22 protein-coding genes are annotated in these 21002 nt (G+C 74.9%); 11 read left to right on the plus strand and 11 right to left on the minus strand.

Going from position 1 to position 21002, the window contains the following annotated elements; translation table 11 throughout:
- The first annotated feature begins 84 nt into the window (after positions 1–84).
- The 5 genes from rimO (at position 85) to BMW62_RS07905 (ending at position 3753) form a co-directional block, all read left to right on the plus strand.
- Positions 85–1539, plus strand: coding sequence for a 30S ribosomal protein S12 methylthiotransferase RimO (gene rimO, locus BMW62_RS07885; RefSeq protein WP_091930313.1), 1455 nt, complete (start codon positions 85–87; stop codon positions 1537–1539).
- A gap of 5 nt (positions 1540–1544) precedes the next feature.
- Positions 1545–2210 (plus strand): CDP-diacylglycerol--glycerol-3-phosphate 3-phosphatidyltransferase, encoded by a 666-nt coding sequence (pgsA, locus tag BMW62_RS07890; protein ID WP_244523901.1) that lies wholly within the window; start codon positions 1545–1547, stop codon positions 2208–2210.
- Entirely contained in the window at positions 2210–2737 is a 528-nt protein-coding gene (locus tag BMW62_RS07895) for a CinA family protein (protein ID WP_091930315.1), read from the plus strand. The genes pgsA and BMW62_RS07895 overlap by 1 nt, the downstream gene beginning before the upstream one ends.
- 106 nt (positions 2738–2843) lie before the next feature.
- A complete protein-coding gene (locus BMW62_RS07900) occupies positions 2844–3248 on the plus strand; it encodes a helix-turn-helix domain-containing protein (protein WP_091930316.1) in 405 nt (134 codons plus the stop codon).
- A gap of 13 nt (positions 3249–3261) precedes the next feature.
- Positions 3262–3753, plus strand: coding sequence for a TetR family transcriptional regulator (locus tag BMW62_RS07905; RefSeq protein ID WP_091930317.1), 492 nt, complete (start codon positions 3262–3264; stop codon positions 3751–3753).
- Here BMW62_RS07905 and BMW62_RS07910 read toward each other — a convergent pair.
- Both BMW62_RS07910 and BMW62_RS07915 read right to left on the minus strand, forming a co-directional pair.
- Entirely contained in the window at positions 3729–4247 is a 519-nt protein-coding gene (locus BMW62_RS07910; RefSeq protein WP_170852272.1) for a GNAT family N-acetyltransferase, read from the minus strand. The genes BMW62_RS07905 and BMW62_RS07910 overlap by 25 nt on opposite strands.
- Positions 4244–5251, minus strand: a complete 1008-nt coding sequence (locus BMW62_RS07915) for a PfkB family carbohydrate kinase (RefSeq protein ID WP_244523902.1) — start codon at positions 5249–5251, stop codon at positions 4244–4246. Before BMW62_RS07915 ends, BMW62_RS07910 begins: the two co-directional genes overlap by 4 nt.
- A gap of 64 nt (positions 5252–5315) precedes the next feature.
- Here BMW62_RS07915 and BMW62_RS07920 point away from each other — a divergent pair, with 64 nt between their 5' ends.
- Positions 5316–6209, plus strand: coding sequence for a PspA/IM30 family protein (locus tag BMW62_RS07920; protein ID WP_280138626.1), 894 nt, complete (start codon positions 5316–5318; stop codon positions 6207–6209).
- 84 nt (positions 6210–6293) lie between these two features.
- On the opposite strand, the gene BMW62_RS07925 is transcribed toward BMW62_RS07920, so the two are convergent.
- Complete coding sequence (locus BMW62_RS07925; protein ID WP_091930320.1) at positions 6294–7151, minus strand: DNA-formamidopyrimidine glycosylase family protein; 858 nt, start codon at positions 7149–7151, stop codon at positions 6294–6296.
- Between the two features lie 97 nt (positions 7152–7248).
- Between BMW62_RS07925 and BMW62_RS07930 the strand changes: the two genes are divergently transcribed.
- Positions 7249–7833 (plus strand): antibiotic biosynthesis monooxygenase, encoded by a 585-nt coding sequence (locus tag BMW62_RS07930; RefSeq protein ID WP_244523903.1) that lies wholly within the window; start codon positions 7249–7251, stop codon positions 7831–7833.
- A 15-nt stretch (positions 7834–7848) separates the two neighbouring features.
- Here BMW62_RS07930 and BMW62_RS07935 read toward each other — a convergent pair whose 3' ends face one another.
- Positions 7849–12450: an ATP-dependent helicase gene (locus BMW62_RS07935; protein WP_091930321.1), complete on the minus strand. Its 4602-nt coding sequence runs from the start codon at positions 12448–12450 to the stop codon at positions 7849–7851.
- Between the two features lie 89 nt (positions 12451–12539).
- Here BMW62_RS07935 and BMW62_RS07940 point away from each other — a divergent pair, with 89 nt between their 5' ends.
- The 4 genes from BMW62_RS07940 (at position 12540) to BMW62_RS07955 (ending at position 16033) form a co-directional block, all read left to right on the plus strand.
- Positions 12540–13817: an MFS transporter gene (locus BMW62_RS07940; RefSeq protein WP_244523904.1), complete on the plus strand. Its 1278-nt coding sequence runs from the start codon at positions 12540–12542 to the stop codon at positions 13815–13817.
- 145 nt (positions 13818–13962) lie between these two features.
- Positions 13963–14157: a DUF3046 domain-containing protein gene (locus BMW62_RS07945; protein WP_091930322.1), complete on the plus strand. Its 195-nt coding sequence runs from the start codon at positions 13963–13965 to the stop codon at positions 14155–14157.
- A gap of 177 nt (positions 14158–14334) precedes the next feature.
- Positions 14335–15372 carry a recombinase RecA gene (gene recA, locus BMW62_RS07950; RefSeq protein ID WP_091930323.1) on the plus strand — a complete coding sequence of 346 codons (1038 nt, stop codon included), beginning with the start codon at positions 14335–14337 and terminating at the stop codon, positions 15370–15372.
- Positions 15373–15379: 7 nt separating this feature from the next.
- Positions 15380–16033: a regulatory protein RecX gene (locus BMW62_RS07955; RefSeq protein ID WP_244523905.1), complete on the plus strand. Its 654-nt coding sequence runs from the start codon at positions 15380–15382 to the stop codon at positions 16031–16033.
- Between the two features lie 73 nt (positions 16034–16106).
- On the opposite strand, the gene BMW62_RS07960 is transcribed toward BMW62_RS07955, so the two are convergent.
- From BMW62_RS07960 to BMW62_RS07990, 7 genes are all read right to left on the minus strand, one after another.
- Complete coding sequence (locus BMW62_RS07960; protein ID WP_091930325.1) at positions 16107–16586, minus strand: hypothetical protein; 480 nt, start codon at positions 16584–16586, stop codon at positions 16107–16109.
- An 86-nt stretch (positions 16587–16672) separates the two neighbouring features.
- Entirely contained in the window at positions 16673–17587 is a 915-nt protein-coding gene (locus BMW62_RS07965) for an amino acid ABC transporter permease (protein WP_091930326.1), read from the minus strand.
- The gene (locus BMW62_RS07970; protein WP_091930327.1) at positions 17584–18234 is read right to left on the minus strand and encodes an amino acid ABC transporter permease; all 651 of its coding nucleotides are present in this window, start codon (positions 18232–18234) and stop codon (positions 17584–17586) included. Before BMW62_RS07970 ends, BMW62_RS07965 begins: the two co-directional genes overlap by 4 nt.
- A gap of 92 nt (positions 18235–18326) precedes the next feature.
- A complete protein-coding gene (locus BMW62_RS07975; protein WP_091930328.1) occupies positions 18327–19214 on the minus strand; it encodes a transporter substrate-binding domain-containing protein in 888 nt (295 codons plus the stop codon).
- A 35-nt stretch (positions 19215–19249) separates the two neighbouring features.
- Positions 19250–20005, minus strand: coding sequence for an amino acid ABC transporter ATP-binding protein (locus BMW62_RS07980; protein WP_091930329.1), 756 nt, complete (start codon positions 20003–20005; stop codon positions 19250–19252).
- A gap of 81 nt (positions 20006–20086) precedes the next feature.
- Positions 20087–20368, minus strand: coding sequence for a helix-turn-helix domain-containing protein (locus tag BMW62_RS07985; RefSeq protein ID WP_091930330.1), 282 nt, complete (start codon positions 20366–20368; stop codon positions 20087–20089).
- Entirely contained in the window at positions 20365–20991 is a 627-nt protein-coding gene (locus BMW62_RS07990) for a DUF2975 domain-containing protein (RefSeq protein ID WP_170852273.1), read from the minus strand. The genes BMW62_RS07985 and BMW62_RS07990 overlap by 4 nt, the downstream gene beginning before the upstream one ends.
- Between the last annotated feature and the right edge of the window lie 11 nt (positions 20992–21002).

Genomic DNA, 21002 nt, shown 5'->3' on the forward strand with positions numbered 1-21002 from the left:
CACCGGAGACGGCCCCCGTGCAGGGTCCCGTCGCGAGCCCGCGAGTGACGGAGGGCACGGGGGTCCTTCACCTACGATGGGCGGGTGACAGCCACGCCCAGCCCTGCCCGGACCGTGGCCGTGGTGACCCTCGGGTGCGCACGCAACGAGGTCGACTCCGAGGAGCTCGCCGGCCGGCTCGCCGCCGAGGGGTACGAGCTCGTCGAGGACGCCGACGGTGCCGACGCGGTGCTCGTCAACACCTGCGGGTTCATCGAGACCGCCAAGAAGGACTCGGTCGACGCGATCCTCGCCGCGACCGACTCCGGCGCCTCCGTCGTCGCCGTCGGCTGCATGGCCGAGCGCTACGGCGCCGAGCTCGCCGACGCGCTGCCCGAGGCCACCGTCCTGGGCTTCGACGACTACGCGCAGATCGGCGGGCGTCTCGACGACGTCCTCGCCGGCCGCCCCCTCGTACCGCACACCCCGCGGGACCGGCGCACGCTGCTGCCGATCAGCCCGGTGGAGCGCTCGGCGGTCCTCGCCGGCGCCGGTGGCCGGGTCGAGGACGCCGGGCCGGCCATCCCCGGCCACGACTGGCTGCGCCGCCGCCGGCTGGCCGCCGGGCCGTCCGCCGCGATCAAGCTGGCGTCGGGCTGCGACCGGCGCTGTGCGTTCTGCGCGATCCCGACCTTCCGCGGCGCCTTCGTCTCGCGCCCGCCGGCCGAGGTGCTGTCCGAGGCGCAGTGGCTGGCCTCCCAGGGCGTCACCGAGCTGGTGCTGGTCAGCGAGAACTCCACCTCCTACGGCAAGGACCTCGGCGACCTGCGCTCGCTGGAGAAGCTGCTGCCGCAGCTGGCCGCCGTCGAGGGGATCGTGCGGGTGCGGGTGGCCTACCTGCAGCCGGCGGAGCTGCGCCCCGGCCTGCTGGAGGTCATCGCCGGCACGGAAGGTGTCGCCCCGTACTTCGACCTGTCCTTCCAGCACTCGTCGCCGACGCTGCTGCGCCGCATGCGCCGGTTCGGCGGTACCGAGGACTTCCTCCGCACCATCGACCGGGCCCGCAGCCTCGCGCCCGGCGCCGGCTTCCGCACCAACGTCATCCTCGGCTTCCCCGGGGAGACCGAGGACGACGTCGTGGAGCTGGAGCGCTTCCTCACCGAGGGCCGCCTGGACGCGGTCGGTGTGTTCGGGTACTCCGACGAGGAGGGCACCGAGGCCGTGCGGCTGCCCGGCAAGCTCGACCAGGCCGAGATCGACGCGCGCGTCCGCCGGATCACCGACCTCGTCGAGGAGCTGACCGCGCAGCGCGCCGAGGAGCGGATCGGCGAGCACGTCGAGGTGCTGCTCACCGAGGACCTCTCCGCGGAGGAGGGCCCCGGGGTCTGGCTCGGGCACGCTGCCCACCAGGACCCGGACGCGGACGGCACCACCACGGTCAGCGGTGTCCCGGCCGGCGCTGCCGCCGGGCAGGTGGTGCCGGCCGAGGTCGTCGGCACCGAGGGCATCGACCTGGTCGCCGCCGCCCGCGTGCCGGCCGCCACCGCGGCCGGGCGGTGACCCAGGTGAGCGACGTGGCCCCCGACCCGGCAGCGACGCCACCCCAGTCGGTGCGGCTGGTCAACCTGCCCAACGCGCTCACCGTGCTGCGGCTGGCCGTGGTCCCCGTCTTCGCCGTCCTCCTGCTGCAGGACGAGAACCTCGACGACAGCAGCCGCTACTGGGCCACGCTGGTCTTCGGCCTGGCGATCCTCACCGACCGCTACGACGGGCTCATCGCCCGGCGGACCGGTCAGGTCACCGAGTTCGGCAAGCTCGCCGACCCGATCGCCGACAAGGCGTTGACCGGCACCGCGCTGATCGGGCTCTCCGTGCTCGCCCTGCTGCCCTGGTGGGTCACCGCGGTCATCCTGGTGCGCGAGGTGGGGGTCACCCTGCTGCGCTTCTGGGTCATCCGGGACGGCGTCATCGCCGCCAGCCGCGGGGGCAAGGCCAAGACCGTGCTCCAGTCGCTCGCGATCGGCCTGTACATCCTGCCGCTGAGCGGCGCACTCGCGACGACCCGCTGGTGGGTCATGGCCGCGGCCGTGCTGCTGACCGTGCTGACCGGCCTGGACTACGTCTACCGCGCCATCACGCTGCGGCAGACCAGCGCCCGCGCCATGCGCGCGGCCGCCGCGCGCCGGGCGGCGGGTGCCGGCCCCGGCACCCGCCGCGACACCGCGGCCTGATGGCGGACCCGGTCGCCGGGCCGACGCTCGAGGCGCTCGCCGGCGAGGTGCACCGGGCGCTGCTGGCCCGCGGCGCGACCGTGGCGGCCGCCGAGTCGCTCACCGCGGGGCTCCTCTGCGCCACGCTCGCCTCGGTGCCCGGCGCCAGCGCCACGCTGCGCGGGGGTGCCGTCGTCTACGCCACCGACCTGAAGACCGCGCTCGCCGGGGTGCCCGCCGACCTGCTCGCCGCCCACGGGCCGGTGAGCCCGCAGACGGCGGCGGCGCTGGCCGAGGGGATCCGCACCCGGTGCTCGGCATCCTTCGGCGTCGGGCTCACCGGTGTCGCCGGCCCCGACCCCGTCGACGGGCACGGCCCCGGCACGGTCTACCTCGGCCTCAGCGACGGGCAGCGCACCGACGTCGTCCGGCTGGCCCTCCCGGGTGACCGCGCCGCCGTCCGCTCCGGCGCGGTGGCCAGCGCGTTCGCCGCGCTCCGGGACCGCCTCGACGGGAACGCCCACCCGGGTGACGGCGTTACGCCATGAGCGGACTCGGCCCCGTCGGTGAGCTGACAGCGCGCGCGCCGCGTACCGTGAGCGCACGGTGCCCGATGGCACCGCCGCTTCCCCGCTCGCAGGACAGGAGACGGCCATGACGCTGCTGCGCACCCAGCTCGGGAACACCCTGCGCGGCCACCGGCTGCGTCAGCACCGCACGTTGCGCGACGTCTCCGGTGCCGCCCGGGTCAGCCTCGGCTACCTCTCCGAGGTGGAGCGGGGGCAGAAGGAGGCCTCCTCGGAGCTGCTCGCCTCCATCTGCGATGCCCTCGAGGTGCAGCTGGCCGACCTGCTCGCCGAGGTGAGCCTCGAGCTGCGTGGTGCCGGAGCCGGCGCGGACGTCCGCCCGCTGGCGAGCTCCGGCGAGGCCGCGGCCACCGCCGAGACCGCGGCGGCGCCGCAGCCGTCCGACGCGGCGGCCGAGCCCGCGCTGGCCCTCGTCGGTGCCGGGCAGGGGCGCACCGCCCGACGGCGCGACGCGGTGTCGCTCGCCGCCTGAGGCCTTCCCCGGCGTGAACCGCACCCGGGCGGAGCTCCTCGCGGGCGCCGCCCGGGCCTTCGCGGCCGAGGGGCTCCGGCGCACCACCATGCAATCGGTCGCGGCCGCGGCCGGGGTCGCCAAGGCCACGCTCTACAACTACTTCCGCACCAAGGACGAGGTGGCGCGGGCCCTGCTGGCGGCGGAGCTGCAGCGGCTCACCGGCCTCACCGCGGCCCTGCCTCCTGCCGAGGCGCTCGCCGCGCTCGCCGACGAGCTCGGCACCCATCCGGTGCTGCGCCGGCTCGCCGGCACCGAGCCGGACCGGCTGCTCGGGCTGCTGGCGCCGGACGCCGAGGCGTGGGCCGAGCTCACCGGGCGGCTGGCCGCGGTGCTCGGCACCGACGACGACGGGGCGCAGCTGGCCGGGCGGTGGCTCCTCGGCGTGGTGCTGCAGCCGGGGCTCACCACGCAGCGGCGCCGGCAGGCGGCGCTGCTGGCTCAGCTCCTGGGATCCGCCGGCTGAACCGGGGGCGCCAGCGGCAGGCGGCGGGTGAACACCACCCGGTCGGCCCCGGGTCCGGCGTGGCCGGGGGAGGGGGCCGGGGAGGCCCCGAGGCGGGCGGCCAGCGCGGCGGCGCCGGCGTCCCCCGGCAGGGCGACCGCCTGCGCGGCCCGGGCCCCCACCCCGGCCGCGAGGGCCGCGAAGCGCTCCAGCAGCCGGGTCGCGACCCCGCGACCCCGCCAGTCCGGGTGGACCGCGACGGCTTGGACGACGGCGAGCCGGTCGGCGCTCACCACGCCGAGCAGGTAGCCGGCGTCCTCCTCGTCCGAGGTGAGGGCGACCGCGCCGAAGCCGCCGAGCTGGTGGAAGAACACCGGGTCGTGCAGCGCCGCGACGGCGTCGTCGTCGAGCGGCGAGCCGGCCCAGAACTCGGTGCGCCGGGCGAGCAGCCGGCCGCGCAGGGCACCGGCGGAGAGCTCCTCGAAGCCGACCAACCGGAGGGCGCCGGCGGTCACCGGTCGCCCCGCGCCGCGGCCAGCTCGGCGCGGGTGGGGGGATCGGCGCCGATGCGGGTGCAGTTGACCGCGGCCACGAGGGCGGCGTCCTCCACCAGCGGCAGCAGCTGGTCGTCCGCGGCGGCGTCCAGGGCGGTCCTCGTGGCGAGCCCCGCACCCAGCAGGCCGGTCAGCAGCCCGGCGGCCAGGGAGTCACCGGCACCGACGGTGTCGACCACCGGCACGCGGGGGATATCCCGGCGCAGCACGAGCCGGCCGGGACGGGCGATCCGCAGCGGCGCGCCGCCGTCGGTGAGGACCACCAGCGCCGGCCCGCGCTCCGCCCAGCGGCGTGCCGCCTCGTCCAGGTCGGTGGTGCCGGGTTCCAGCCAGGCCAGGTCCTCGGCGCTGACCTTCACGACGTCGGCCTGCCGGAGGAGCTCGTCCAGGCGGCCGGTCACGGCGGCCCGGTCGTTGCCGAGCGAGGCGCCGACGGGGCCCTCGGCCAGCATCGGGCGGATGTTCGGGTCGACGCTGATCAGCGCCCGGCCCGCCAGCCGGTGGACCAGCCGGGCGATCGCCCCGCTCCCCGGCTCGGTCCAGCTGGAGATGGAGCCGACGTGGAGCGCGCCGACCGCCTCGGGCAGCACCTCGTCCAGCTCCTCGTCGGTCCACTGCCAGTCGGCGGCGCCGAGCACGTGGAAGCCGTAGTCGGGGGAGCCGTCGGCGCCGACGCCGACCACGGCCAGGCTGACCGGCTCGGCGGCGTCGACGAAACCGGCCGTGTCGACGCCGGCCAGCTCGGCGTGCCGGCGCAGGTCGGCGGCCAGCGGGCCGGTGCCCAGCCGGGCGAGCAGCCGCACCGGGGCCCCGAGGCGGGCGGCGGCGACGGCGACGTTGAGCGCGTTGCCGCCGGGGCGGGCCACGTAGTGCGGCGCGGTGCTGCCGTCGGTGGCCCCGGGGACGGGCAGCAGGTCGACCACGAGCTCGCCGAGGACGCAGAGGACGGGCGTGGCAGGCGGCACGCCCGGCACACTAGCCGCGGCGCGGACGGCCCGCGTCGGTTGCCGAGGGTGATCACCTGGGACGATGCTGGGCACGAGCATCGCCGGGCCGGCGACCGCGCCGGAGCAGGAGGACCCCATGCCCAACCCGTTCGTGAAGCTGTGGAAGTACCTCACCGCTTCGGCCAACGCCCAGATCGACCAGCGGGCCGACCCGAAGATCCAGATCGCGCAGGCGATCGAGGCCGAGCAGCAGCGGCACCAGTCGCTGGCCAACCAGGCCGCCGCGGTGCTGGGCAACCAGCGGCAGCTGGAGATGCGGCTGAACCGGCAGCTGAGCGAGGTCGAGAAGCTGCAGTCCTCCGCCCGCCAGGCGCTCGTGCTGGCCGACCAGACGCGGGGCAAGGGGGACGCGGCGAAGGCGTCGGAGTACGAGCAGGCCGCGCAGGCGTTCGCCACCCAGCTGGTGGCCGCGGAGCAGTCGATGGAGGACCTCAAGCGCAGCCACGACGAGGCGCTGCAGGCCGCCGAGCAGGCGCGCGGCGCGGTGGAGCAGTCCCGCATGCGGCTGCAGACGACGCTGGCCGAGCGCACCAAGCTGATGAGCCAGCTGGAGCAGGCGAAGATGCAGGAGCACGTCGCCGCCTCCATGAAGCAGGTCAACGAGCTCTCCGCGCCGGGCAACACCCCGAGCCTGGGCGAGGTGCGCGACAAGATCGAGGCGCGCTACGCCAACGCGCTCGGCCAGGCCGAGCTGGCGCAGTCCTCGGTCGAGGGCCGCATGCTCGAGGTGCAGAAGGCGACGCTCGACGTGGCCGGAGCCTCGCGGCTGGACCAGATCCGCGCATCGATGGGCGGGGCGGGCACGCCGGCCGTCGAGGGCAGCGGTGCGGCGGGCGCGATCGAGCAGGGGACGCCGGCACCGGAGCAGGCCACCCAGCCCCAGGCCCAGCCCGCGGAGCGGCCCGACCCGGCCTGACCGGGTCGACCCCCGCTCCGACCCGCCTGACGCGGCGACTTCTCCGCCCCGCCGCCCCTGCCCGGGCGGCGGGGCGGAGGGCGTTCAGCCGGGCGTGGCGATCGGTCGCGGCCGGCCCGGTTCGCCGGTGCGCGCCGTCGGGGCGATGGGAGAGTCCGCCACCTGGCAGCGCGGGCACCAGTAGGTGACCCGCTCCTGCAGGTGGGGCCCCTGGTCGCCCATCAGGATCGGCGTTCCGCAGCGCCGGCACGGCTTGCCCTTCCGCCCGTAGACCCAGTGGTCCTGGCCGCGGCGCAGGTCGCCGGTGGTGCTCTGCTCGGGGTGCTCGAGGTTCGCGCGCATGAGCCGCTGGGCCCGTTCCAGCAGCGGCGCCAGCCGGCCGTCGGCATCGGCCACCCGCGCCCAGGGGTGCAGGCCGAGCAGGAACAGCGACTCGACCTTGTAGAGGTTGCCGATCCCGGCCACGTTGCGCTGGTCGAGGATCGCGACGCCCACCTGTTCGCCGGGAGAGGCGCGGATCCGGCGCAGCGCCTCGTCGAGGTCCCAGTCGGGGCCCAGGATGTCGGGGCCGAGGTGGCCGACGAGCCGGTCCTCCTCGGCCGTCGGGACGATGTCGACGTCGTGCAACCGGTAGCCGACGCACTCCCACTCGTCGGTGGCCAGGACGACCCGGACGTCGTAGCCGGGGCCGCCCCGCCAGCGGGCGCCGGGCCGGTAGATGTGCCAGCTGCCGTCCATCCGGAAGTGGGTGCGCAGCGTGCGCCCGTCGGCGAGCCGGATCAGCAGGTGCTTGCCGCGGGGGACCACCTCGGTGACCGCGGCGCCGGCGAGGTCCAGGGCGGCCAGCTGGGGGAGCCGGAACTCGCCGCGGCGCAGCGTGCCGCCGGCGAGCGCGGTGTTCATCCGCTTCGCCGCCAGCCAGACGGTGTCTCCCTCGGGCACGCCGACCATGATCCCCGGCGGCGCGCCGACCTGCCCCCTGGGTGTGAGAGGTCCGACAACCGGGAAGGCGCCCGCCGCCCGGCGCGCTGCTCCGTCCGTGAGCGTGCCCCTGCGACTGCGCACCCGGCTCGGGGGCGCCCCCACCGCCCCCGACCACCAGCCGGTCACCGTGACCGTCGCCCGCGTGGTGCGGCCCGACCGGCGGGCGGCGTTCGAGCGGGCGGCCGGCGCGGTGCTGGCCGAGGCGGCGAACTACCCCAGCAACCTGGGGGCATCGCTGCTCCACCCGGGCGAGGGCAGCTCCGAGTACCACCTGGTCTACCGCTTCACCGACGCCGATGCGCTCGCCGCGTGGGAGCGCTCGCCGGAGCGGCAGGCGTTCCTCGCGCGGCTGCCGGAGATGGTCGAGGACGAGCGGGTCGCGCGGGCGGTGGGGCTGGAGAGCTTCTTCGCCGTCCCGCCCCGGCCGGGGCCGGCCTGGCGGAGCTGGCTGCTCACCGTCGCCGTCGTCCTGGCGTTCACTTCGAGCTTCCAGCTGCTCGCCCTGCCCCTCGTCGAGGGCTGGCCCTGGGCGCTGCGGCTGCTGCTCTCGGCCGTCTACGTCGTCACCGCGCTGCGCCTGCTCATGCCGCGGCTGAGCCGCTGGTGCGCCCCGTGGCTGCAGAGCTCCCGGCGCCGCTGAACTCCCTGAGGTCGCTCAGCCCCGCAGCCGCAGGCCCCGGGGCGTGGCGGCGAACCCGGCCGCCTGCAGCGCGTTGCTGAGCGGCGTCGACTCGTGCACCGAGGCGCCGTCGGTCTTCTGCACCACCATGCGGCCGAGTGCGCCGGCCGACACCGCCCCGGACAGCGCCGTCGCCGCCTCCTTGAGCGCCTGCTCGTCCTCGGTCCACGACAGCAGCGTCTTGCCGCCGCGCTCGACGTAGAGCACCAGGTCGCCGTCGACCAGGACGACCAGCGCGCCCGCCTTGCGCCCGGCCCGGTGCCCCGACTTCCGGCCGCCGGTGCCCTCGCCGAGGTCGACGGCGGCGTCCTCGCTCCCGGGCCGCTCGGGCCACGGCAGCGCGGCCCCGTAGACGTTGGCCGGGTCGGTCGCGGCCAGCACGACGGCGCCGGCCGGCACGCGGTCCGGCGAGGCGAAGCTGCGCAGCCGGTCGACCGAGCCGGGGGTGCCGAACTGGGCTGCGCCGAGGGTCTCGACGAAGTAGCCGCGGCGGGCCCGCCCGTTCTCCTCGAACGCGCGCAGCACCGGGTAGACGGCGGAGAAGCCACCGGCCACCTGCTCGGCCATGACGGCGCCCCGGGTCAGCACGCCGTGCCGCTCCAGCAGCGCCTCGGCCCGCGCGGTGGTGCGCCGGGTGGCGTTGGCCTCCCGTTCGGGGAGCCGCGACCAGCGCCCGGCCACCGTGGGCGGGCCGCCCCGGGTGGGCATGGCGGCGCGGGTCAGCCGCGGGCGCCCGTACCGGCTGCGGGTGACCCGCGGCGCGGCGGCGGCCCGCTTGTGGGTGCCGCCGCCACCGAGCCGGGTGCGCAGCGGGGCCAGGGTGTCGTTGGTCAGCGCGCCGGCCCACACCAGGTCCCAGACCAGGTCGGCCAGGGCGGCGTCGTCGGTGGCACCGAGGGCGTCGGAGAGGCCGCGGAAGAACATCGCCTGGCCGCCCGCGAGCAGGTCGAGCACGGGCTGCCCCTCCCCGGCGACCTCCAGCTGCTCGGGCAGCAGCAGCGGCGCGAGGTCGGCGGGCACCAGGCTGATCCAGCCGTCCCCGCCGGGCAGGCCGCCGGCGCCGGCCCACAGCACCTCGCCGGCACTGGTCAGCTCGTCGAGCATCGCGGGGGAGTAGTCGCGGACCCGGGCCGGCAGCACCAGCGACTCCAGGGCGCTGGCGGGCACGAGGGCCCCGGCGAGCTGCTCGACGACCGCGAGCACGCCGTCGGCACCGCGGAGCCGGCTGCCCACCGCCTGCCAGGACGGCGTGAAGCGCGCCAGCGTGCCGGTGGGCACCGGCTCGACCTCCTGGCGCAGCCTGGCCAGGCTGCGGCGGCGGATGGAGCGCAGCACGTCGGCGTCGCACCACTCCTGGCCGGTGCCACCAGGGCGGAACTCACCGGAGACGAGCCGGCCGGTGCCGGTGAGCCGCTGGACCGTCGCGGTGACCACGGCGACCCCGAGGCCCAGCCGGGTGGCGGCCTCGGCCGGCTGGAAGGGGCCGTGGGTGCGCGCGTAGCGGCCGACCAGGTCGCCCAGCGGGTCGGCGACGGGCTCGGTGAAGACCTCGGGCACGCCGACGGGGAGCGCGGTGCCCAGGGCGTCGCGGAGCCGGCCGGCGTCCTCGATGGCGACGTACCGCTCCTCGCCGGCGATGCGGACGACCAGCGCCCGGCGGGCGGCGACGAGCTCCTCGAGCCACTCCTGCGGCACCCCCCGGCGCGCGGCCTCGGCCGCGGTGAGGTCGCCGACCACGCGGAGCAGGTCGCCGGCGCCGTCGACGTCGCGCGGGTGCCGTGGCTGGGGCAGCCGCTGCAGCTCCGCCTCGATCTCGGTGATCGCCTCGGCGTCGAGCAGCTCGCGCAGCTCGGAGCGGCCGAGCAGCTCGGCGAGCAGGCCGGTGTCGAGCGCGAGCGCCTGGGCGCGGCGCTCGGCCAGCGGGGCGTCGCCCTCGTAGAGGAACTGGCCGACGTAGCCGAACAGCAGCGACTGGGCGAAGGGTGAGGCGGCTTGCGTCTGCACGTCGACGACCCGCACCCGCCGGGCCCGGACGTCCGTCATCAGCTCGATGAGCCCGGGGACGTCGTAGACGTCCTGCAGCACCTCGCGGGCCGCCTCGAGCGTGATCGGGAAGGAGGAGAACTCGCTGGCCACGCCCAGCAGCTGGGCGGCGCGCTGGCGCTGCTGCCACAGCGGGGTGCGGCGGCGGGGATCGCGCCGGGGGAGGAGAAGCGCTCGGGCGGCGCACTCGCGGAACCGGCTGGCGAACAGCGCCGAGCTGCCCACCTCGGCGGTGACCTCGCGCTCGACGTCGTCGGGGTCGAGGACGGCCAGATCGCCCTCCGGCGGCTCGCCGGTCGTGTCGGGCAGCCGCAGCACGATGCCGTCGTCGGAGTGCATGGAGGCGACGTCGACGCCGTAGCGCTCCCGCAGCCGAGCGGCGAGCACCAGCGCCCACGGGGCGTTGACCTGGGCGCCGAAGGGGGAGTGGACGACCAGCCGCCAGTCGCCCAGCTCGTCGCGGAAGCGCTCGACCAGCAGCGTCCGGTCGTCGGGGAGGTGGCCGGTCGCCGCCTTCTGCTCGGCCAGGTACGCGGCCAGGTTCGCCGCGCCCCACTCGTCGAGGCCGGCGGCGCGCGCCCGCTCCAGGCCGGCCTCCGGCGTCGCCGACCCGACCTCGCGCAGGAATGCGCCGAGCGCGCGACCGAGCTCCAGCGGCCGGCCGGGGGCGTCGCCGTGCCAGAACGGCATCTTCCCCGGCTGGCCGGGCGCGGGGGTGACCAGCACGCGGTCGTGGGTGATCTCCTCGATCCGCCAGGACGAGGAGCCCAGGAGGAAGACGTCGCCGGTCCGCGACTCGTAGACCATCTCCTCGTCCAACTCGCCGACGCGGCGGCCGCCGGTGCCCTCGCCCCCGACGAGGAAGACGCCGAACAGGCCGCGGTCGGGGATGGTGCCGCCGCTGGTGACGGCCAGCCGCTGGGCGCCGGCGCGCGCGGTGAGGGTGTCGGTGACGCGGTCCCAGGTGAGGCGCGGGCGCAGCTCGGCGAAGGCGTCGGAGGGGTAGCGCCCGGCGAGCATGTCGAGGACGGCGTGCAGCGCCGACTCCGGCAGCGAGGAGAACGCCGCCGACCGGCGCACCAGCGCCCCGACCTCGTCGACGGTGCGCGGTCGCTCGGAGACGATCGCGACGATCTGCTGGGCGAGCACGTCGAGCGGGTTGCGCAGGTAGCGGATGGACTCGATGGCGCCGGCCTGCATCCGCTCGGCGACCAGCGCGCACTGCACCAGGTCGCCGCGGTACTTCGGGAACAGCACCCCGCGGCTGACCGCCCCGACCTGGTGGCCGGCGCGGCCGACCCGCTGCAGGCCGCTGGCGACCGTGGGTGGCGCCTCGACCTGGACGACCAGGTCGACCGCGCCCATGTCGATGCCGAGCTCGAGGCTGGAGGTCGCGACGACGGCGGGCAGCCGACCGGACTTCAGCGCCTCCTCCACGATCGCCCGCTGCTCGCGGGAGACCGAGCCGTGGTGGGCGGCCGCGACCGGCTGGAACGCCTTCGGCAGGCCACCGCCCGAGCCCGCCTGCGCCATGAGCGCCGCGGCGTTCGTGCCCGGCGGCACCGGTTCGCCGGTCTGCCGCTCGTAGGCCAGCTCGTTGAGCCGGCTGGTCAGCCGCTCGGCGAGGCGGCGCGAGTTGGCGAAGACGATCGTGCTGCGGTGCGCCTGGACCAGGTCCAGCACCCGTTCCTCGACCGCGGGCCAGATCGAGGTGCGCGGCTGGTTCCCGGCCGCCGAGCCCTCCAGCCCACCGGTCGGCTGACCCAGCTCGCTCATGTCCTCGACCGGGACGACCACCGAGAGGTCCCACTGCTTCGTCGAGCCGGGGGAGACGACCTGCACCGGGCGCCCGCCCGCGAGGAAGGTGGCGACCTCCTCGATCGGCCGAACGGTGGCCGACAGCCCGATCCGCTGCGCCGGCCGCTCCAGGAGCTCGTCGAGCCGGTCGAGGGAGACGGCCAGGTGCGCGCCCCGCTTGGAGTCGGTGACGGCGTGCACCTCGTCGACGATCACCGTCTCGACCCCGCGCAGCGCCTCCCGCGCCTGGCTGGTGAGCAGGAGGAACAGCGACTCGGGCGTGGTGATGAGGATGTCGGGCGGCCGGCGGGCGAAGGTGCGCCGCTCGTCGGCCGGGGTGTCACCGGAGCGGATGCCGACCGTGATCTCCGGCCGGGGCAGCCCGAGCCGCGCGGCGGCCTGGCCGATCCCGGCCAGCGGGGCACGCAGGTTGCGCTCGACGTCGACGGCCAGGGCCTTCAACGGCGAGACGTAGAGCACCCGGCAGCGCGTCCGCTCGTCGGCCGGCGGGGTGGCGGCCAGCCGGTCGAGCGACCAGAGGAACGCGGCCAGCGTCTTGCCCGAGCCGGTGGGCGCCACCACGAGGGCGTGCTCGCCGCTGCTGATCGCCTGCCAGGCGCCCTCCTGGGCGCTCGTCGGCCGCTCGAAGGCGCCGGTGAACCAGGCGCGGGTCGGCTCCGAGAAGCGGGCCAGGGCGCCGGGACCCTGGGAGGGGCCGGAGGTCGGGCGGGCGGACACGCGCTCAGTGTCCCCGCCGTGTACGACACTTCGCTGGTCGGCGGGGACGCCGGCGGGCGGGAACCACCCGCCCGGGGAGGGAGCGCACGTTGGGACCGCTGCAGCAGCCCGAGGTCACGGTCGACGTCGCCCGCGTGCAGCGCCGCACGCTGGGCGTCCTCAGCGGCGGCGTGGCGCTGGCGGGGCTCGGCGTCACCGTCGGGATCACGGCCGGCGGGCTGCTGGCCCGCGACGTCGCCGGGACCGACTCCGCGGCCGGCCTCGGGCAGACCGCCGGCGTCCTGGGTGCGGCGGTCCTGGCGGTACCGCTGGCCCGGATCAGCGACGGTGCCGGCCGGCGGGCGGGGCTGGCCGTCGGCTACGGCCTCAGCGTGGTCGGCGCGGTGCTGACCGTCGTCGCGGCGGCGGCGTCGTCCCTGCTCCTGCTGCTCTGCGGGCTCTTCCTGTTCGGTGCCGCCACGGCGTGCGGCCTGCAGTCGCGCTACGCCGCCGCCGACCTGGCCGAGCCCGAGCACCGCGGCAGGTCGCTCTCCCTGGTCGTGTGGGCCACGACGGTGGGCTCCGTCGTCGGCCCCAACCTGGCCGCGCCCGGTGCCGAGCTCGGCGAGGCGCTGGGGCTGCCTGCCCTCGGCGGCGTCTTCGTGGTGTCGGCAATCGTGTTCGGGCTGGTGGCCGCGGGTTTCCTCCTGCTGCTGCGCCCTGATCCGCTGCTGCTGGCCCGGTCGCTCGGCGGGGGCGGCGACGGTCCCCGGCCGCGGCGGGCCACCGGTACGGCCCTGCGCGCAGTGTGGGCCACCCCGGCCGGGCGGCTCGGGATCACCTCGGTGGTGGTGGCCCACTCCGTCATGGTCGGGGTCATGGTGATGACGCCGGTGCACATGGGGCACGCCGGCGGCCCCGAAGGGACGGTGCTGCGCCTGGTCGGGCTGGTCATCAGCGTGCACGTCGCCGGGATGTACCTGTTCTCCCCGCTGGTCGGGATGCTCGCCGACCGGGTGGGGGCGCCGTCGGTCGTGGCCCTGGGGGCCGGGCTGCTGCTGGCCGCGGCGGCGGTGGCGGGGACGGCGGCACCCGCGGACCCGGTGCAGCTCGGCGCCGGGCTGCTGCTGCTCGGCCTGGGCTGGTCGTGCGGTCTGATCGCGGGATCCGCGCTCGTCACGTCATCGGTGGGGCCGGAGCTGCGGCCGACCGCGCAGGGCGGCACCGACATGCTGATGGGCCTCGGGGCGGCGCTGGCCGGGGTGGTCGGCGGCCCGCTGCTGGCCTGGGGCGGGTTCGGCCTGGTGTCCGGCGTCTCCGCGGCGCTGGTGCTGCCGCTGGTCGTGGTGTGGCTGGGTGCGCGGGTCAGCGCCCGCGGTAGTTCCTGATCAGCAGCACGATCAGTGTGACGAGCGCGACCACGATGCCGATCTCGAGGACGGTGTCGAGCGTCGCGGAGCCGGTGCCCGGGATCATGCGCCGAGCGTAGGACGGCAGCGGCGCGCGCGGGTGCGGACGGGTTAGCGTCGGGGTGTGCGCCTGCAGGAGTTCTGGTCCCGTCTGGACGGTCAGTTCGGGCCGATGCGCGCCCAGAGCGTGGCCCGCGACCACGTGTTCTCCGACCTCGGCGGGCGCACGGCGCTGGACGCCATCGAGGCCGGCCTGCCCGTGCGCAAGGTGTGGCTGGCCGTGTGCGAGGCCTTCGACGTGCCGGCCAAGGAGCGCTGACCACCGACCGGGTTCCAGGCCCGGCGTGTCGGCCTGGCGATCGAACAGGTGTTCGGCCTACTGTGGCGTCCACAGGGCGGCCGGTTCTCCCCAGCCCGCCCCGGAACCCGAAAACTGTCGGTGCCTCGCCCTAGCGTCGGTCCCGACCCGCTTCTCGCGAACCGAAGGTGACGCACCATGGCAGCAACGCTCGACCGCGACAAGGCCCTCGACATGGCCCTCGCCCAGATCGACAAGCAGTTCGGCAAGGGCTCGGTCATGCGGCTGGGCGACGAGGCCGCCCAGGCGATCAAGGTCATCCCGACCGGTTCGATCGCCCTCGACATCGCCCTCGGCATCGGCGGTCTCCCGCGCGGCCGGGTCGTCGAGGTCTACGGGCCGGAGTCCTCCGGCAAGACCACGGTCGCCCTGCACGCGGTGGCCAACGCCCAGGCCAACGGCGGCATCGCCGCCTTCATCGACGCCGAGCACGCGCTCGACCCGGAGTACGCCCGTGCCATCGGCGTGGACACCGACGCCCTCCTGGTCAGCCAGCCCGACACCGGTGAGCAGGCCCTCGAGATCGCCGACATGCTGATCCGCTCCGGCGCGCTCGACATCATCGTCATCGACTCCGTGGCCGCCCTGGTGCCCCGCGCCGAGATCGAGGGCGAGATGGGTGACAGCCACGTGGGTCTGCAGGCCCGCCTGATGAGCCAGGCGCTGCGGAAGATCACCGGCGCGCTCAGCAACTCCGGGACGACGGCGATCTTCATCAACCAGCTGCGCGAGAAGGTCGGCGTGGTCTACGGCTCGCCCGAGGTCACCACCGGTGGTCGCGCGCTGAAGTTCTACTCGTCCGTCCGGCTCGACGTCCGCCGTATCGAGACCCTCAAGCAGGGCACCGATGCGATCGGCAGCCGCACGCGCATCAAGGTCGTCAAGAACAAGGTGGCCGCGCCCTTCAAGCAGGCCGAGCTCGACATCCTCTGGGGTCAGGGCTTCAGCCGCGAGGGCGGCATCGTCGACGCCGGTGTCGAGCAGGGTTTCGTGAAGAAGTCCGGCGCCTGGTACACCTACGAGGGCGACCAGCTGGGCCAGGGCAAGGAGAACGTCCGGAACTTCCTGCGGGACAACCCCGACCTGGCCGACGAGATCGAGAAGAAGGTCAAGGAGAAGCTCGGCATCGGCCCGAAACTCGACGCCCCGGCGCCGGTCGACGCCCCCGACTTCTGACCTGCCGGTGGACGGACGGCCACCGAGCCGCCGGCGCGCCTTCGGGGAGACCCGGGGCGGCCGGCGCCCGCGGACGCCGGGCGGCGACGATCCCCTGACCCCGGACGTCGCCCCTGGTTCCCCGGAGGACGACCCCGGTGATCCGGAGCAGGTGGCGCGAGGCATCTGCCTCCGCGCGCTGACCGGGGCGCCGAAGACCCGTCAGCAGCTCGCCGACCTCCTCGCCGTGAAGGGTGTGCCGGACGACGCGGCCGAGGCCGTGCTCGACCGGTTCACCGAGGTGGGGCTCATCGACGACGCGTCGTTCGCCCGCGCCTGGGTCAGCAGCCGACAGGCGGGCCGCGGGCTCGCCCGCCGGGCGCTCTCCGCTGAGCTCCGCGCCAAGGGGGTCGACCCGGAGACCGCGGCGGAGGCCGTGCAACTGGTCGATGACGACGACGAGCGGGAGGCAGCTCGCCGGCTGGTGGAGCGCCGGGCGCGAGGGATGCGCCGGCTGGACCGCCAGACGGCCACCCGCCGGCTGATGGGCATGCTGGCCCGCAAGGGCTACAACGGCGGCCTGGCGGCTGCCGTGGTCCGCGAAGTGCTCGACGAGATCGGCGCGGCGGAGGACGCCGACGACCCCCTCGCCGAGTTCGACGAGGAGAGGGCGCTGCCCTGAGCCACGGCACGTCGCCCGGCACACGGCGAGGCGGCGCGGATGCTCCGGGCCGCCTCGCGTCGTCTCCGCCCGCTCAGCCGGCGGCGAGCCAGGCGGTCAGGTCGATGGCCAGCCCGTCGGTGGACTCCTCGTCGGCCATGAGCCAGGCGGGGTCCCGCTGCTGACCGTCGGCGAGCCAGCGGATGATCCCGCCGTCGAGCTCCTCGATCGCAGGTGCGCCCGCCCGTCGGCGCTCCCCGACGAAGGTCAGGTCGGACTCGGCGCCGTCCGGGGAGCGGAACACCACCCGGCAGCGCGCGCGCCGATGCCGGGCCGGCGGCACGACCTCCCGGACGACGGCGCTCTCCGCCCCGGCCGCGTCCGCGAACGCCGCAGCGGCGGCGCGCAGCCGGGTCACGAAAGCCTGGCCGGCGTCGAGGCGCGCGGTCGCGTCCGGGACCGCCGGGGCGGCCACCGGGGCCGGGGCCGCCTGCGGGGCGGGCGGGATCGTCTCGGCAGAGGTCCGGGGGACCGGGGGCAGGTTGCGGCGCCCGGCCGCATGCATCGTCTCCATGGTTACGACCAGTCTCGTCGCAGCCACTCTCCGTCCCGGTCATCGGCGCGCCGGGGGTGGCGGCGTTCCACGGCGGGCGGAGCGGGTCAGGAGCCGGTGCGGACCGGTGCGCCCTCGATGCCGTCGGTGGCCTCGGCCTCCGCCTCGCCACCGGTGGTACGAGCTCGGGACTGGCGGCGCTCCACGTACTGGGCCAGCCGGCCCAGCGCGTAGTTGATCGCGATGTAGAGCAGGGCGATCACCGTGAAAGTCTGGATCGGGTTGTCCAGGTTGCGGCGGATGCTCTCGCCCTGGCTGAGCAACTCGTCGTAGTTGGCGATGAAGGTGACCAGCGAGGTGTCCTTCAGCACGACGACCAGCTGGCTGATGATCGCCGGCAGCATGGTGCGGAACGCCTGGGGCAGGAGGACGATCCGCATCGTCTGACCCGGCGTCAGCCCGGTCGCCAGCGCTGCCTCCCGCTGCCCCTTCGGCAGCGAGGCGACGCCGGCCCGGACGATCTCGGCGAAGACCACCATGTTGTAGGCGGTGAGGCCGAGGACCAGACCCCACAGCACCTGCCCCCCGGGCAGGCCGCTCAGGTCGACACCGACGTCGTCGAGCACCCGTACCCCGAAGTAGACGAGCACGACGACCGGCAACCCGCGGAAGACCTCGACGAAGCCGATGAGCGGGATCCTGCCGATCCTCCCCAGCGACAACCGGGCCACGGCGATGACCGTGCCGAGCACGATGGACAGGGTCATCGCCAGGGCCGCGGCGATCAGGGTGTTGCGGATGCCCTCGCCGATGAGCCGCCAGACGGCCTCGAAGCTCTCGTTGCCCGGATTGATGAGCGGGCCCCACAGCTCCATGGAGAACTGGTCCCGCTCCGCCAGCCGCTGCACCACCAGGTAGGCCAGGCCCAACAGGACCAGCACGGCGACGCCGGTGCCGATCAGGGTCCGCCGCCGGGCCTTCGGCCCCTGGGCGTCGTAGAGCACGCTCTCCTGCCGGCTCACCGGGCGATCGCCACCTTTCGCTCGAGGACCTGCAGCAGGGCTCCCGCCGGCAGTGTGATGCACAGGTAGCCGATCGCGACGCCGGTGAAGATCGGCAGCGTCTCGAAGCCTCGGGCGCTGGTCAGCGTGAGACCGGTTCCCCAGAGTTCGCCCCCGACGCCGAAGGCGCCGACGACGGCGGAGTTCTTGAACATCGCGATGACGACGCTGCCCAGCGGTGGCACCACCGTGCGCAGCGCCTGCGGCAGGACGACGTAGCGCAGCCCCTGGGTGAAGTTCAGCCCGACCGAGCGCGCCGCCTCCGCCTGGCCGGCGGGGACGGAGTTGATCCCCGACCGCACCGCCTCGCAGACGAACGCGGACGTGTAGAGCACCAGCCCGAGCACGCCGAAGAAGAAGAACGAGTTGTTGATGCCGATCTCCGGCAACCCGAAGGCGCAGAAGAACAGCACCACCGTCAGCGGGGTGTTGCGGAAGGTGGTCACCCAGAACGTGCCGAACGCGCGCAGCGGCGGGATCGGCGAGACCCGGCACGCGGCGATCACGATCCCGAGGACCAGGGAACCGACCAGCGCCCAGAGGATGATGCTCAGCGAGGTCAGAAAACCGTCGACGAAGGCGCCGAAGTTCTCGAACACCGGGCTCACGGGCTCTCCCTCGCTGGTGTTGCGGACGGATCGGAAGTGGGGTCCGCGACCGGCCGGCCCGTGGGCCGGCCGGTCGCGGAACGTTCAGGTGGTCAGACGCACTCGTTGGGCTCGGGCAGCTCGGGGGTCTGGGTGCCCTCGATCTGGCCCGCGGTGGCCTCCCACGCGGCGACGTAGGCCTCCTCGTTGGCGGCCAGCGTCTCGTTGATGAACTGGCAGAACTCGACGTCGCCCTTCTCGATCCCGATGCCGTACGGCTCCTCGGTGAACTGCTCGCCGACGAGCTTGAACTCGCCGTCGGACTCCGACACGAAGCCCAGCAGGATCACGTTGTCCGTCGTCACCGCGTCCACCTGGCCGGTGCTCAGCGAGTCGGCGCACTGCGAGTACTCGTCGAACAGCGTCAGCTGGCCCTCGTTGGCGAGGTAGGGCCGGATCTGCTCCGAGGGCGTCGACCCGCGGACGCTGCAGATGGTGGCGTCCGGGTTCTCGGTGAAGTACTCCGGGCCGGTGATCTCGTCGTTCTCCGAGAGGACCATGATCTGCTGGCCGGCCTCGTAGTACGGCCCGGCGAAGGTGATCCGCTCGGCCCGCTCCGCGTTGATGGTGTACGTGGCGACGACCATGTCGACCTCGCCGCCCTCGATGACCTCCTCGCGGACCGACGAGGGGGTCTCCTCCCAGTCGATGTCCTCGGGGGCGATGCCGAGCTCGGCGGCGATGATCTTCGCGATCTCGACGTCGAAGCCCTCCAGCTCTCCGCCGAGGCCCTCGAGGCCGAAGAAGGGCTGGTCGTACTTCGTGCCGACGGTCATCGAGCCGGCCTCGGCGAGCTCGGCCATCGTCGTGCCGGCCTCGAACTCGGGGGCCTCGGCGACGGGGACGTCGGTGGCGGTCTCCTCGTCGCCACCGCCGCAGGCGGCGGCGGTCAGGGCGACGACGGACAGGGTGGCTACCAGAGCGGTGCGCCGGAAGGTCATGGTGGGGGTCCTCTCGCTTGGACGGTCTCGTGCGTTCAGTGGGTGAGGATCTTGGACAGGAAGTCCTTGGCGCGGTCCGACTGCGGGTTGGTGAAGAACGACTCGGGTTCCGCCGCCTCGACGATGCGGCCGCCGTCCATGAAGACCACCCGATTGCCCGCCTTGCGGGCGAAGCCCATCTCGTGGGTGACGACGACCATCGTCATGCCGTCCCTCGCCAGGCCGACCATGACGTCGAGGACCTCGTTGATCATCTCGGGGTCCAGAGCGGAGGTCGGCTCGTCGAAGAGCATGACCTTCGGCTCCATGGCCAGGGCCCGGGCGATCGCGACGCGCTGCTGCTGCCCGCCGGAGAGCTGGGCCGGGTACTTGTCGGCCTGGCTGGAGACCCCGACCCGGTCGAGCAGCTCGCGGGCCCGCTTGTCGGCGTCGGCCTTCGACTTCTTGCGCACCTTGACCGGCCCGAGGGTGACGTTCTCCAGGACGGTCTTGTGGGCGAAGAGGTTGAAGCTCTGGAACACCATGCCGACGTCGGCGCGCAGGCGGGCGAGCTCCTTGCCCTCCTCGGGCAGGCGCTCGCCGTCGATGGTGATCTCGCCCTTCTCGATGGGCTCGAGCCGGTTGATCGCACGGCACAGCGTGGACTTGCCCGATCCCGACGGGCCGATGACGACGACGACCTCGCCACGGGCGATGTCGAGGTCGATGTCCTGCAGGACGTGCAGTTCGCCGAACCACTTGTTCACGCCGGACAGGCGGACGAGCGGCTCTCCGTTCGGACGGCTGGTCACCCTGGGGACCCTAAGGGCGGGAGGTCGCGGTTCCCGCACTGTGGGATCACGAAGGCGTAACGAACGCGGCCCACGTGCGGGTCAGCGGCCGGAGTCCGCCCGTTCGGGTGACCGCACCGGGACGACGGAGAGGAGGTCACCCGGCTGGCAGCCCAGCGCGTCGCAGACCGCCGTGAGGGTGGAGAAGCGCACGGCGCGGGCCCGCCCGTTCTTGAGCACCGACAGGTTGACCACGGAGACCCCGGCCTGCTCGGAGAGCTCGACGAGCGTCATGCGCCGCTCGGCGAGCAGGCGGTCCAGGTGGCAGGCGACCCGGTGGGTGGAACCCTCGTCGGACGCCGGGACGTCGCGGCGCGGGCTCACACCATCCCCTCGACCTCGCGCTCGAGCGCCCGGCCGCGGCGGAACGCCTCGGCCGCGGCCAGGAGGGCGAGCGCCAGCCCGATCGGCAGCAGGGAGAGGGAGGTGCTGAAGAGGACGAGCGGGGAGTCCGGGCCGGCCAGGTCCAGGTGCTCCAGGACGGCGGTGGCGACCACCCCCTCGATCATGGGAGCCACGAGCCCGCCGAGGACGACGGCGGCGCCGAGGCCGGCCAGCCGCCCGGGGTTGCGCCGGTCGAAGGGGTGCCCGTCGTGGATGGCCCAGAGCACGCGGGCGAGCAGCCACGCCCCGACGGCGACGGCGATCGCACCCAGCGAGGCCGGCAGCTCCGTCAGCGCGCGAAGGCCGGCCGGGAGCTCGGCGGCGAAGAGCGTCGACTCGAGCGTGGAGTCGACGACCCACACGCCCTCCGGCAGCCCCGCCAGGTCGAGCTGCCGGTCGCCGTCCGGGGCGGCCACGGCCACCTCGACGCTGCCGCCGGGCTGGGTGAGCTGGTTGACCGGGAGCACCACCGCGCTCAGGAGGGCGACACCGGAGACGACGAACAGGACGGCGGCACCCAGGTTCGTGCCGGTGTGGCCGAGGAAGGGGCGGCTCGTCGTCATGCCGCGGACCA

This window comes from Blastococcus sp. DSM 46786 (assembly GCF_900109665.1).
In the GTDB taxonomy this organism is placed as follows: Bacteria; Actinomycetota; Actinomycetes; order Mycobacteriales; family Geodermatophilaceae; genus Blastococcus; species Blastococcus carthaginiensis.

Excerpts from the sequence above, each read along its gene's own strand:
- BMW62_RS07895 (WP_091930315.1), top strand. The coding sequence starts at position 2,210 with ATGGCGGACCCGGTCGCCGGGCCGACGCTCGAGGCGCTCGCCGGCGAG.
- BMW62_RS07900 (WP_091930316.1), top strand. The coding sequence starts at position 2,844 with ATGACGCTGCTGCGCACCCAGCTCGGGAACACCCTGCGCGGCCACCGG.
- BMW62_RS07920 (WP_280138626.1), top strand. The coding sequence starts at position 5,316 with ATGCTGGGCACGAGCATCGCCGGGCCGGCGACCGCGCCGGAGCAGGAG.
- recA (WP_091930323.1), top strand. The coding sequence starts at position 14,335 with ATGGCAGCAACGCTCGACCGCGACAAGGCCCTCGACATGGCCCTCGCC.
- BMW62_RS07960 (WP_091930325.1), bottom strand. The coding sequence starts at position 16,586 with ATGGAGACGATGCATGCGGCCGGGCGCCGCAACCTGCCCCCGGTCCCC.
- BMW62_RS07975 (WP_091930328.1), bottom strand. The coding sequence starts at position 19,214 with ATGACCTTCCGGCGCACCGCTCTGGTAGCCACCCTGTCCGTCGTCGCC.
- BMW62_RS07990 (WP_170852273.1), bottom strand. The coding sequence starts at position 20,991 with ATGACGACGAGCCGCCCCTTCCTCGGCCACACCGGCACGAACCTGGGT.